Annotated in this window: 14 protein-coding genes; 1 reads left to right on the top strand and 13 read right to left on the bottom strand. The window is 51.9% G+C overall.

All coding sequences use genetic code 11. The annotated features are described in order from the left end of the window. Positions 1-45: 45 nt before the first annotated feature. Positions 46-504 (bottom strand): xanthine phosphoribosyltransferase, encoded by a 459-nt coding sequence (gpt, locus tag E1B03_RS05940; protein ID WP_003031380.1) that lies wholly within the window; start codon positions 502-504, stop codon positions 46-48. A 261-nt stretch (positions 505-765) separates the two neighbouring features. Here gpt and pepD point away from each other — a divergent pair, with 261 nt between their 5' ends. Further along, positions 766-2223, top strand: a complete 1458-nt coding sequence (gene pepD / locus E1B03_RS05935) for a cytosol nonspecific dipeptidase (protein ID WP_133085836.1) — start codon at positions 766-768, stop codon at positions 2221-2223. A gap of 104 nt (positions 2224-2327) precedes the next feature. Here pepD and prfH read toward each other — a convergent pair whose 3' ends face one another. The 12 genes from prfH to fliD all read right to left on the bottom strand — a co-directional run bounded on the left by prfH (position 2328) and on the right by fliD (position 12467). After that, on the bottom strand, positions 2328-2942 hold the full coding sequence (prfH, locus tag E1B03_RS05930) for a peptide chain release factor H (RefSeq protein ID WP_133085835.1): 615 nt from the start codon (positions 2940-2942) through the stop codon (positions 2328-2330). Next, a complete protein-coding gene (locus tag E1B03_RS05925) occupies positions 2939-4075 on the bottom strand; it encodes an RNA ligase RtcB family protein (RefSeq protein ID WP_133085834.1) in 1137 nt (378 codons plus the stop codon). Before E1B03_RS05925 ends, prfH begins: the two co-directional genes overlap by 4 nt. A gap of 218 nt (positions 4076-4293) precedes the next feature. Next, positions 4294-5349: a DNA polymerase IV gene (gene dinB, locus E1B03_RS05920; RefSeq protein ID WP_133085833.1), complete on the bottom strand. Its 1056-nt coding sequence runs from the start codon at positions 5347-5349 to the stop codon at positions 4294-4296. A 66-nt stretch (positions 5350-5415) separates the two neighbouring features. Next, complete coding sequence (locus E1B03_RS05915; protein ID WP_133085832.1) at positions 5416-6057, bottom strand: DNA primase; 642 nt, start codon at positions 6055-6057, stop codon at positions 5416-5418. A gap of 55 nt (positions 6058-6112) precedes the next feature. Then, a complete protein-coding gene (gene lafU, locus E1B03_RS05910; protein ID WP_133085831.1) occupies positions 6113-7111 on the bottom strand; it encodes a putative lateral flagellar export/assembly protein LafU in 999 nt (332 codons plus the stop codon). 2 nt (positions 7112-7113) lie between these two features. Continuing rightward, a complete protein-coding gene (gene motA, locus E1B03_RS05905; protein WP_043015281.1) occupies positions 7114-7977 on the bottom strand; it encodes a flagellar motor stator protein MotA in 864 nt (287 codons plus the stop codon). A gap of 29 nt (positions 7978-8006) precedes the next feature. Then, positions 8007-8723 (bottom strand): FliA/WhiG family RNA polymerase sigma factor, encoded by a 717-nt coding sequence (locus E1B03_RS05900; RefSeq protein WP_046275416.1) that lies wholly within the window; start codon positions 8721-8723, stop codon positions 8007-8009. A gap of 20 nt (positions 8724-8743) precedes the next feature. Further along, complete coding sequence (locus E1B03_RS05895; protein ID WP_133085830.1) at positions 8744-9214, bottom strand: flagellar basal body-associated FliL family protein; 471 nt, start codon at positions 9212-9214, stop codon at positions 8744-8746. Positions 9215-9221: 7 nt separating this feature from the next. Further along, complete coding sequence (locus tag E1B03_RS05890; protein WP_103770964.1) at positions 9222-10397, bottom strand: flagellar hook-length control protein FliK; 1176 nt, start codon at positions 10395-10397, stop codon at positions 9222-9224. Beyond that, positions 10394-10711: a flagellar protein FliT gene (locus E1B03_RS05885; protein ID WP_103770963.1), complete on the bottom strand. Its 318-nt coding sequence runs from the start codon at positions 10709-10711 to the stop codon at positions 10394-10396. Before E1B03_RS05885 ends, E1B03_RS05890 begins: the two co-directional genes overlap by 4 nt. A 4-nt stretch (positions 10712-10715) precedes the next feature. Further along, entirely contained in the window at positions 10716-11108 is a 393-nt protein-coding gene (gene fliS / locus E1B03_RS05880) for a flagellar export chaperone FliS (RefSeq protein WP_003843794.1), read from the bottom strand. A 33-nt stretch (positions 11109-11141) separates the two neighbouring features. Further along, on the bottom strand, positions 11142-12467 hold the full coding sequence (fliD, locus tag E1B03_RS05875) for a flagellar filament capping protein FliD (protein ID WP_103770962.1): 1326 nt from the start codon (positions 12465-12467) through the stop codon (positions 11142-11144). Positions 12468-12603: the final 136 nt, after the last annotated feature.

Here is a 12603-nt window from a genome sequence, read left to right as displayed (position 1 = left end):
AAAGAACAACGCCCGGCAGTAGCCAGGCGTTGAAAACTTTTTAGATTAGCGACCAGAGATCGGCGGGACGAACACCACGCCCATATCCCACGGCTGCTCAATCCAGGTATCCTGAGGGATATCAACAACATAATCATTGACCAGCGGACGACCAGCCGGCTTAGCAAAAATCGTGACGAAATGCGCTTTAGGGTACATTTCGCGGATCGCAACGGCGGTACCACCGGTGTCAACCAGGTCATCAATGACGATGAAACCTTCACCGTCGCCTTCGGCACGCTTCAGCACTTTCAGTTCGCGCTGGTTGTCGTGATCGTAGCTGGAGATGCATACGGTATCGACATGACGAATACCCAATTCACGCGCCAGCAATGCGCCCGGCACCAGACCACCACGGCTAACGGCAATAATGCCTTTCCATTGTTCAGAAGGCATCAGGCGGCTTGCCAGTTTACGTGCATGGATCTGCAACATGTCCCAGGTGACGACGTATTTTTCGCTCATGTGAAGTGTCCCAGCCTGTTTATCTACGGCTTAAAAAGTGTTCGAGGGGGAAATAGGTTGCGCGAGATTATAGAGATCTGACGCACTAAAAACCAGTGTTTCGCGGAATCCGCGCCTCTTTTTGCATGCTTTATGCTAGCCGTCAGCGGAGAAAGTGGTATTCTCAATCGCATCGCGCAAGCCTGACTTGTGGTGTTTTTAATTCTGCTAACCCCGTGGCCTGCAAGCAAGTTTTGTAGGACATCGCCAAGGAGACTCAACGTGTCTGAACTGTCTCAGTTATCCCCGCAACCGCTGTGGGATATTTTTGCCAAAATCTGTTCTATTCCTCATCCGTCCTACCATGAAGAGCAGCTCGCTGAACACATTCTGAGCTGGGCCCAAGAGAAAGGTTTCCACGTCGAGCGCGACCAGGTCGGTAATATCCTGATTCGCAAACCCGCTACCGCAGGAATGGAAAATCGCAAGCCGGTCGTTCTGCAAGCGCACCTGGATATGGTCCCGCAGAAAAACAACGACACCGTACACGACTTCACTAAAGATCCTATCCAGCCTTATATTGACGGCGAATGGGTAAAAGCCCGTGGCACCACGCTGGGTGCGGATAACGGCATCGGTATGGCGTCCGCGCTGGCCGTTCTGGCCGATGACAACGTGGTACACGGTCCGCTGGAAGTGCTGCTAACCATGACCGAAGAAGCGGGTATGGATGGCGCATTTGGTCTGCAGGCTAACTGGCTGCAGGCAGATATCCTGATCAACACCGACTCTGAAGAAGAAGGTGAGATCTACATGGGTTGCGCGGGCGGTATCGACTTTACCTCTAACCTGCCGCTGTCCCGTGAAGCAATCCCGGCTGGTTTCCAGAGCTTTAAACTGACTTTAAAAGGTCTGAAAGGCGGTCACTCCGGCGGCGAAATCCACGTGGGTCTCGGTAACGCCAACAAGCTGCTGGTCCGCTTCCTGGCGGGTCATGCCCAAGAGCTGGATCTGCGTCTGGTTGATTTCAACGGCGGTACGCTGCGCAACGCGATTCCGCGCGAAGCTTTTGCCACCCTCGCCGTGGCTGCAGATAAAGTTGATGCGTTAAAAGCGCTGGTCAGCACCTACCAGGACATCCTAAAAAACGAACTGGAAGCCAAAGAGAAGAACCTGGCTCTGCTGCTGGATGCTGTCGACAACGATAAAGCCGCGCTGACCACTCAGTCTCGCGACAGCTTCGTGCGTCTGCTGAACGCCACCCCGAACGGTGTTATCCGCAATTCCGACGTGGCCAAAGGCGTAGTAGAGACCTCTCTGAACGTCGGTGTTGTCACCATGACTGACGACAACGTTGAAATTCACTGCCTGATCCGTTCCCTGATCGACAGCGGTAAAGACTATGTGGTCAGCATGCTGGATTCACTGGGTAAACTGGCCGGCGCGAAAACGCAGGCAAAAGGCGGATACCCAGGCTGGCAGCCAGATGCTAACTCTCCGGTTATGCACCTGGTTCGCGAAACCTATCAGCGTCTGTTCAACAAAACGCCTAACATCCAGATTATCCACGCCGGTCTGGAATGTGGTCTGTTCAAGAAACCGTATCCGGAAATGGACATGGTTTCCATCGGGCCAACTATCACCGGTCCGCACTCCCCGGATGAGCAGGTTCATATTGAAAGCGTTGGCCACTACTGGACGCTTCTGACTGAACTGCTGAAGTCTATTCCGGCGAAGTAAGATTCTGCGCTAACTGCCGGATGGCGCTACGCTTATCCGGCCTACATGCTGATTTGTAGGCCGGATAAAGTTTTTATGCCGCCATCCGGCAATTTCATTTCCCGCTACCGTTGCGTAAACGCCATTCCTGTAAACGTCCTTCGTGGATTTCCGCGTTCAATCTGATGATGAAACAGACGCCGCTCAGACTTCAACACTGCGCTCGCATCCTGTTGCTGCTGCTCAAGTCGCCAGGCAATTAACAATCGCGCCAACCGCTTATTGGCATGCTGGCTTCGCTCCGACTGAACCTTTACGCTGATCCCACTCGCCAGATGCGTGGCGCGTACCGCCGAATCGGTTTTGTTAACATGCTGTCCGCCGGGACCGGAAGAACGTAATGTTTCAAAGCGGATTTCATCTGATTGCACCTGTTCATCAGCCATGAAACGCCCAACGCCAACGTACCAGTTTTTACGCCCATGGTGCGGACGATACGGGCTGGAACAAATCCACTGCAACGTGCCACACCAGCATTCACTCAACGCTATAGCATTACTGCCATCCAGCGACACCAGTACGGAACGAAACGTATTTGGGTATCTGCCCGGTTCCGTTTCCAACAAAGAAAGGGCGACATCCTGTTGACCTGCTTCTTGAATCAGCCGATCCAGCGCTTTTTTTACCGCCAGACAGCACTCGTCCGGCCCCTGAGCGGAAGATAACTGTAATAAAATCATGCGCCCTTTCCTCCACTGGTTTTCAGCGTCAGTACCGGGCGCAAACGCGCCACCGGCTCCACGAGTCCAGCCAGCACCAGACAATTGACCACGCTTTCTGCTGATTTGTACGCCTGCGGTGCTTCTTCGTAGATCAGCTGTTTATCACGGCAAATCACCCGGCTTCCCAGCTCGGTACGAGAGAGTTGCTGTGGGCTGAATTTACCTGACAAACGTCCTTTGCATTCGGTACGCATCCATTTACGTCCGGCACCGTGCGCCAGCGAACATAACGATGCTTCACTCCGCACTGGCTGAACCAGCCAGCTGTAGTCACCACGAGAGCCAGGGATAATAACCAGCCCACCCCCGTCCGGCGTTGCGCCTTTACGGTGCAACCACCCCTGCCGATCGCCGATGATGCACGGCTCAACAAAGTTGTGCGCCACATCAAGCACGGAACGTCCTGTTGCCTTGACCTGTTGCAGAATGCGGGTAGCAATCAACTGACGATTTACGCGAGCAAACGCCAGCGCATCATCATGTTCGGCCATATAGCGCATAGCATCGTTGCTCCCTTCCGCCAGCCCATTATGCGAGAAAGAGGCAATATGGTTCTGAAGGATTGCTTGTCCCAGACCACGCGAACCGCTATGCACCAGCAGCGACAGGTGCTGCGTATCAAGCCCCGCAAGGTTAAAGCGCTCAGCATTGAAGACCTGATCAACCAACTGCAGTTCGGCAAAGTGGTTACCACCGCCAATCGACCCCAATGCACCGCGCCAGGGATGTTGCATCAGACTCTCCGCGACATGTTCCTCAAGCCATAAGTTTTCTGCAATGTCATCCAGTGCAGCCAATCGTTTCTCGAATTTATCTGCATTGTATTTGCGGCTGACAATATCCGTTTGCCATAGCGCCATGCCGCAGCCGATATCATTGCCCACCAGAGCCGGGTAAAAACGGCCAAGTGAAAAGAATGCCGCGCCAATCGGATAACCGCGACCGGGATGTAAATCTGGCATTCCCACTACGCGGTGCATGCCGGGTAAGTTTGCCGTGGTGTGTAATTGTTGGATCGCTGAACCTTCGATCCACAGATCGTCTGATGCAATATAAGAGGTCGCATCAGAGACATTATGAAAAATGCCCATATACCATTCCTGGAAAATTAAATTAGGATATGGCAGACGTTACCAGGGCAAAAAGAAAGGTTATTCCTGGGAAAGTCTGCAAATTGAGTTTTTATAATGTGTCATCATGGTTAACCCCCTTTGCAGTTCAATTGGATAGATAGAAAGTGCGCGTATACTAATCAGGCATCTGCTGATTTGCAAGGTGCATTTCCGGATGGTTTCAACACCTCATCAAGTCACAACCCCAGCAGCAGTTGTCTTTCCATCTGCGGATCCAGCAGCGTAACGTGTAACCCCACCAGCCTCACGCCCCGCCCTCCCCGACGCTCATCCCAGGTTTTGCGCGCTGTCGCAACTAAGTCCTCTTTATTTAAGCGCGGCCAGACGTGTTCCTGCGTGGTTTGCTGAAAATCATTAAACTTGAGTTTAATTCCCTGCCTGGCAATCAACAGATCCGGCTTTACCTTTGCCAGACGCCGTTCCAGTTCGGGATACAGCCGTTCAATAATTGCCTCACACTCTGACCACTCGTGAATATCCTCCGCCAACGTGCGCTCCACGCCGACGGATTTGCGCAGCCTGTCGTTGTTGACGTCCCGCTCGTCAATGCCCTGACTACGCTCCCACAGCACGCGACCAAACTTACCAAAACGTTTGAGCAGCATTGCCAGGTCGTATTTTTGAACATCCTCGCAGGTACGTAATCCCATTGATTCCAGCTTAGCGGCGGAGACTTTACCGACGCCTGGTATTTTGCCTAACGGTAACGTTTTGAGAAATGCAGGAACATCGGCAGGGGTAATCACATATTGCCCGTTGGGCTTGTTGAGATCGGAAGCTATTTTTGCCAGAAATTTTACCGGCGCAATCCCGGCGGAGGCGGTGAGCTGCAGCTCGTTAAAAATCGTCTGACGGATCTCCTGGGCGATCAGCGTGGCAGAGCCGTGGCAGTGGGTGCTGTCGGTGACATCCAGATAAGCTTCATCCAACGAAAGAGGTTCAATCAGCGAGGTATAGCGAGAGAAGATCGCCTGAATCTGGCGGGAGGCTTCTTTATAAGCCTCATAGCGACCAGGCAATAACGTGAGATGCGGACACAGCTTTAACGCCATGCCCGTTGGCATCGCGCTGCGCACACCAAATTTGCGCGCCGGGTAATTAGCTGTGCTGATTACCCCCCGGCGCTCACGGCTACCGCCGATGGCAATGGGAATATCGCGCAGGGCGGGGTTATCGCGCATTTCCACCGCCGCAAAAAAGCAGTCCATATCAACATGTATGATTTTGCGCATCACTCGCCTCCCACAATACTGTTTAAGTATACAGTATTTTTATGGTGTGAGAAGTATGATTATTCCTTACGCCGGAGCATTCATGACGAAGCGCGCATCGCACAGATAACGCACGATGTCCGTTTTCGTATGCTCCGCAGGATTGCCCGCCGTACTGACAAACAGTTTATTTACTTTGCGAATATTTGCCCGCAGCAGTTTTTCGATTGTCATCAGGCGAAAGGCGTCATTTTCAACGCAGAAAAGTTCGTAATCTCCCAGACGTTCGCCACAAATTTCACAGTGATTCATCCAGTAACGTAGCCCGGTGGTTTTACTTTTATCGAGGTAATAATTACTGGCTTTGATGTTCCTTTTTATCTCTTCAGGCAGGGAATTAATGTGGAACAAAAAGCTGTTACGCCTGACCGACTGCCAACCCTGACCATCCTGATTTTTCTTCATAAAGCGGGTAAACATCACGCCATGAATGCGGGTAATTTGGTGGCAGCTCCAGCAGTGCATCTTCGAGGTAATCACCAGATAGTACGGCGCGACAATATTGAAACTGTTGGTGTCGTAGACATACTCACGCAGCGCCCCGTTTAGCTCATGGGGTTCGGTGTACCAGATCCCTGAAACCTTGTCGTAATGCGCGCCCTGACAGGCCACATCAGTGACGTCATCAGTATGAATATCCAATGGAATAATATTGGTTACATCTATCACATTGCCTTCCTGCGGGATAATTTTCCCCCACGTTACGTGGGGGACGGGAACAGAATTAATGCGTGACGGGAGCAGATTGTTGACGTAAAGACGTCACCTGCTTTTGCTTGTCCAGCTTATCAACCAGCGGTTGCACAATCTTCTCTCCCTGTTGGCCGAAATATTGATACAGCGTATCGGAAGCGCTTTGCGTCAATACCATGATCTCAATGCGACGGTTACCGGCGCTTTCCGGGTTTTTCGCGTCCAGCAGCATTTGGTCCGCCATCGCACTGACCTGCATGACTTTATCCTGCGGCATTCCTGCATCTTCCAACACGCGTCGTGCCGACAATGCGCGGTCGCCGGAGAGGTTCCAGTTATTATAAATATTGCTCTTATAGCTCATCGCGTCGGTATGCCCGGTGATGATTATCTTGTTATCCAGCGAGTCAAACACGGGAGCCAGCTCAACCAACAGAGATTTAAAGAACGGCATAATTTTGGCGCTACCGCGTTCAAACATATTGCGGTTCTGGTCATCTTTAATCAGTACGCGCAGCCCCTGAGGAACAATCTCCATCTCGAGGTTAGTTTCCATGTGCGCGTTGCGGGCGATAACGTTAATGTCGGTCGCCAGCTCGCCCAATTCGCGGGCTGACTTTTGCTTCAGTAACGTCGTTTTCTCGTTCACGTCCAACGCCTTTTTCGCATTCTCTTCGGTGATCTTCGCCGTCTCCTGCGGGTTGACGGTTTTATCGAGTTTGTTGCGCGTGACGTTTTTCTTCTGCGCCCCCGGCGCTATCGGCTGCTTGCCCAGCTTGTTTAACGGCGCCATACCGCCACCGTTAAAGATTGACTGACCATGCAGCGCTGCCACGATGTTTTCGCGGTCAGCTTTACTGACGCTGTTCACAATCCACAGCGTCATAAACAGCGCCATCATCGCCAGCGTAAAGTCAGCAAATGCCACCTTCCACGCTCCCCCATGATGACCTGCATGGTTCTTTTTAATTTGTCGGCGGATAATGGTGGTTTTCGCGCCGCGATCGCGACGATTTGGCCCCTTCCTCATGCTTATTCTTGCTCCAGCATCGCATTCACCCACGCATCCAGATTGGCAAATGTGGGTTTGGAAGCCAGATGAAGAAGTTTACGCCCGGCATCAACCGCCAGCAGCGTCGGCTTACCGCCCGCCTGCGCCACCAGCACGGTACGTACGCATTCAAGCAGCGAATGTTCTGCCCGGGCCTGTTGTTCCATGGCGTTTGCCAATGGGTCCATCAGGCAATAACAGATGAATACCCCTAAGAAAGTCCCTACCAGTGCCGCCGCTACTTTCAATCCGATAAGCGCAATGGAACCATCGATAGATTGCATGGTGATGATAATGCCCAGTACCGCGGCACAAATGCCGAATCCAGGCATTGCCTCGGCGGTACGCTGCAATGAGCGCGACGGTGTTAACAAAGATTCTTCCGCGGTATCCAGTTCCTGATCGAGGATCCCTTCCAGCTCGTGGGCATCAATTTTGCCCATCGCCATCAGACGGAAGTTATCGGCGATAAAGGTCACCAGGCGTTTTTGAGTCAGTACCAGCGGGTATTTCTGGAAAATGGTACTTTCTTCCGGCTGTTCGATATGCTGATCCAGCATACGCAGACCACCGTTCTGCACCATTTCCAGCAGCTCATACAGACACATCAGCAGCTGACGCTGAAACTCCGGGCCCATTTTCTTTTTACTGATCACCCCTTTGATCTGGTGGACGATCTCTTTGAGTACGTGCACCGGGTTACCAATAATCATTGCCCCAAGTCCTGCACCAAAGATAATAATAATTTCTGCCGGCTGCCAGATGGCAATTAATTGTCCGCCAGCCTCAAAATAGCCACCAAATACGCAGCCTAAAACCACCAATAAACCAAAAATCTTTTGCATTACGTCCTCCGCATGTTGATTCGGAATTGTTAATCTGGATATAAACAATCACGAATCTTGTGCGTGATTTTTTTATTCATTTGACAAATACGGGCTTCAGTCAGCCCTAATACCAGCGCAATCTCTTTTAAATTCATATCGTGCTGATAATACATTGAGAGCACCAGTCCCTCTTTTTCGCTGAGTTGGCTCAGGGCATAACCCAGCATTTCCTGCGTGACGAATTGTTCCTCAAGCCCTCGCCCTTCGAGCGGCGCGATCGGTATATCGCCATTCAGTAACTCATCCAGACTGGCCAGCGATTCGGCGCCTTCCAGCTGTTGGTATTCCTGATAATCTTCAGACGACAACCCCAGCCGGGAAAGCTCCTCCCATGAGGGTTCATGCCCGAGCTGAGTACGTGCATCACGAATCAAATCTTTAATCTGATGGTATTTTTGTCGTAGCTGACGAGGCCGCCAGTCGAGGCTGCGCAGCTCATCGAGTATGGCGCCACGGATACGGTGGACGGCATAACCGGCAAAGCCTTCATCCGGTTGACCATAGCGGCGAATAGCATTCAGCAATCCCATCAGCGCCGTTTGCTCCATATCCTGCCTGTCCATAACGCAGGTACATTGCGGCGCAAGTTGACGCACCACTTTGCGCACCAAAGGAAGATAAGCCTGTAAATAATGGCTCTCTTGCTTTGGCGTTAGCACGGGCGTCGCATTAAAGTCTTCTGACTCGTAAGCATCCTGGATCATGTTATTTCCTGGCTTGTCGTTTATTGAAACACGACTTTTTTCACCAAAATGTCCTTATACGGTGTCGCCATTTTGCGTTTCGCTAATTCAGTTTTCAGGTTTTCAAAAATTTTCTTTCTGATCTCGGAAATCTTCAACGCCCGAATATCTTCATATTTCATATTCGAAAGCTCATCTACGGTAATACTTTGATAGAGCGGTTCGTCCTTCTTAATTTTTTCAGCATCTTTCTCTGTATCAACGACCATCACCAGTTCCGCAACCATATAGCGATCGCTACCTTCATTATCATGAAGCGTAACCACCGTTTCCGGCAGGGAGACAAAAATACTGCTGGACTCATCCTGATTATCTTCCGCTTCATGCGCAGGCTTATCTGCTACAGTTACGGTTCCCTTAGTCATAGAATGATAAATGCCCCATCCTGCGCCCCCTGCAATACCCAGCGCCACGACGGAGCTAATCAGACACGCGATAACAATTTTCTTCATCTTGCTTTTACACTTTGATCAGAACGGATTCGTTCTGTTGAAATTGAGGTTCGTCGTTAAGCGTTAGCGCCGACGTCACCTCGTCCTGTTGATGACCTGACTGCTGTTGCTGCTGTTGCGATTGTCCTTCGGAAGAGACCTGAACATTCACTTCCATGAAGTTTTGCGCCGTGAGGTGCTGGCGTAAGTTTTCGCTAAATTGCTGCAACGAGCGGCAGACATCACTCTGATTTGCGCCGATGTGAACCATCAGCTTTCCGGCATCCAGTTGCACGGCGATTTCCAGTTTGCCAAGCGAAGGAGGATCAAGACGAATAGTCGACACCTGCTGCTGCTGGCCAATCTGGAACTGAATTCGGTCTTTGAGCAGTGCCGTGAGCTTCTCTCCGAGTTCCTCTGTTGACAGCGAGGTAGGCGCGGCAACTTGCGCCGACACCACGTTATGGTCGCTCAGGGCGTTTACCGGCTGATTTCCCTGCGCCGCCGTATTGAGCAAACTTTGCGTCGCAAGCGTTGGGTTAACCGTCATGCCAGCGGTTTTTCTCTCCACCACCGGGCGGGGAACGCTATGATCCGCTGACTTCACGCGGGCAGAAATTTGCTGCGAGGTCGAAAGCGAAGCAGGTTCAGGCGCGATCGCACGCAGATCCTGGGCGGAGAATGTCGCCAGTTTGGCCTGCTGATCCGGTGTTGCCTGAGGAAAATCCTCGCCGATCGACGCCAGCAACGTTTGCAGTTTTGGCGGCAGTGACGATAAATCCGTTGCATGCTGCTCAGCCGAGGTCGAGGACGTTTTTCCTTGTTGAGCCATCGCGCCCGCCAGTTGACGCAGCAGCGATGACCCGGAATCGGAGGTTTGCACCTGCGCCAGCATTTTCAACATCTCACCGTCCGGCTGCTTCTGGGTTGGTGCAGACGTTGACGCCTGGGCCGGTTGCGCCAGCAGCATCGCCAGTAATGCCTGCATAGCCGCAGGATCTGCATCATCGCGCTGATGCTCGGCCACCGACGCCTGCTGCTGGTTAACTTTTGCGCCGATCAAACGTTCAGCTACCGCATTAAGCCCAGCCTGCGGCAAAGAAAACGTGCTTCCGCCCGTTGACGTTGCTGGGGCCGTAATCGAGGCCTTTTCCGGTGTGGCCTCAGCCAATGCACTGGCCGAGGCCAGTAATACAGGATTCATGCCTTCTCCGAAATTAAATTAACCATTGAGTACGCCAACATTCCTTCCTGATTTTGCTGATGCTGATCCATGCGCGCTTTGAGTTCTTCCGCACGCTGCGTTCGCCGGGCAATGAGTGCCTCAAACGCCGCATGCATTTTGCTTTTCACTTCCCTCAACGCCTCGGCGTCAGTTTCCCAGGCGGCATAGTCATGAAAAACGCGCATCACCTGCTGATGCAGACCGGGTAATCGTCGCCAACGCTTGTTATCCAGCGCGTCGTTCATCTCTTTTACCAGGGCATAAAGCTGCTGTTGCTGATGCTCTCTTTGCATCGCCTTATCCCAGTTTTGCCGACAGACCTTCCCAGCCCGTGCGCAGATTCGTCAGGATGAGGATCACTTCATCAATTTTTTCCAGCGACAGTTCGCCGCTGGCTTCGTACAGGCGGTAGACGCAGTGGTCATACAGCCGGGACAGATTGACCACCAGCTCGCCGCCTGTTTCAAACTCCAGCGAGCTGGTTAAGGCGTTGAGAATATCGATGCATTTGTTAATGCTCTGCGCCTTACGCTCGTAGCGTTTGTTCTCAATGTGGCTTTTGGCGCGTTCCAGCTCATCCATCAGCCCCGAAAACAGCACCAGCACCAGCTCTAACGGCGATGCTGCTGCGGTACGCGCAGCAAGATCCATCTCTTTGTATTGCGAATAACCATCCTGCGTGTCGTACATGTTGATTCTCAATCCTTCTCTTAAATCAGCCGGTTACATAAACGCGGCCATACTCACTTTCATGGTGTACGTTTCAACCAGCGTATTGGTGTACTCTTCCACATAGCGCTCGTAGTTGGTGTTATAGGTTTCAGTCAACTGATCGCTTTCGTCCTGAATTTTGCTCTGCTGGTCATCAATGTTTTCCTGGCGCATGGCGATAATGCCGTTGCTGGAATCCAGATAACTCTCCATCAGGTCGTCCATCTGCGCGACCATGCTGTCTTCGCCGACGAAAATAGAGGTCAAACCGTCCGGGTTTTCTTCCATTTCCTCGCTGAACTGGGTGGAGTCGATTTGTAAGTGGCCATCGGAATCCAGCGTGATGCCATAGTCGACTATCGAAACACCGCCGTAGGAGGCGTGAGCGATATCATCCATCTGATTTGCCAGCGAATTCATCCCGGCATCACCCGCAAAAACCCCGGCAGCCGTGTTGTCATCGCCATAACTGGTCAACGAATCGATGGTGTCGATTAACGTGTTGTAGGCATCCACAAAGGTCTGCACTTTGGCCTGCGATCCGCTGGAGTCCTCCGCGACGGTAAAGGTGGTCACATCGTTAGGATCGTCAGGATCGCTGACCTCGGAAAAAGTCATCGTCACGCCGGGGATAACATCATCAAACGTATTGGAGCTGCTGGTGATGGTGGGGCCATCCTTGTTACCCAAATGGATTTCGGCGTCCTGTGGATTCGTTAACATCTTCTCACTAGATGACTCCGCCGCAGCAAGATCGTCGTTGCCAGAAACGCTCACCGAAAAACCACTTTGCGCACCGGTAGTATCAGAGGTCAGCATGATGGTGGTGGTGCCATCGGTTTTAACCAGCGCCGCCGACACGCCGGGGTTGTCGTCCGAGTCATTGATCGCGTCAACCAGTTCGTTGGCATCAATAAAGCTGTCGCCATCTTCATCGGCAGCAGCAAGATCGATATCCATGGTCGTGCCGTCATCCATCGATAACGTAAAGGTACCGGATGCGCTGTACTGGTCATCGCTCATGCTGAACGTGGTTTGTTGCGCCTGCGCAAGCGCCGAAACATAAAATGAATAGGTTCCGGCCTGAGCTTCCGAGTTCGCCGATACGGTATTCGCGTCATTATTAGAGGTAGCAGAAAACGTCAGCGGACCGTCGGTTTCGCTGTTCAGCGCATCGATTGCCGTCTGAAAGTTAGTGAGTGCGGTACTGAGCGAGTCCAGTCCGCTGCTCTCAGCATTCAACTCGTTCTGTTCGTTCTGCAAATTCGCCGCCTGGGTGGCAATATCGGCGTAGGCAAATTCTTGTGCTAATTTTTGGATCGGACTCGTAAAGCTCATAATCGATGACTCCGTGCAACGTTATTTATGTAATAGCAAAACGCATGCCAATATTTTTTATTATTCAGATTCAGTACGTTAACTTCATGGCGGAAATACGTTTTCCCTTCCCCAGGAAGGTTTTCAGGTAACAATC

This window comes from Citrobacter arsenatis, from assembly GCF_004353845.1.
GTDB classification, from domain to species: domain Bacteria; phylum Pseudomonadota; class Gammaproteobacteria; order Enterobacterales; family Enterobacteriaceae; genus Citrobacter; species Citrobacter arsenatis.
This window is presented reverse-complemented; position numbering and strand designations above follow the sequence as displayed.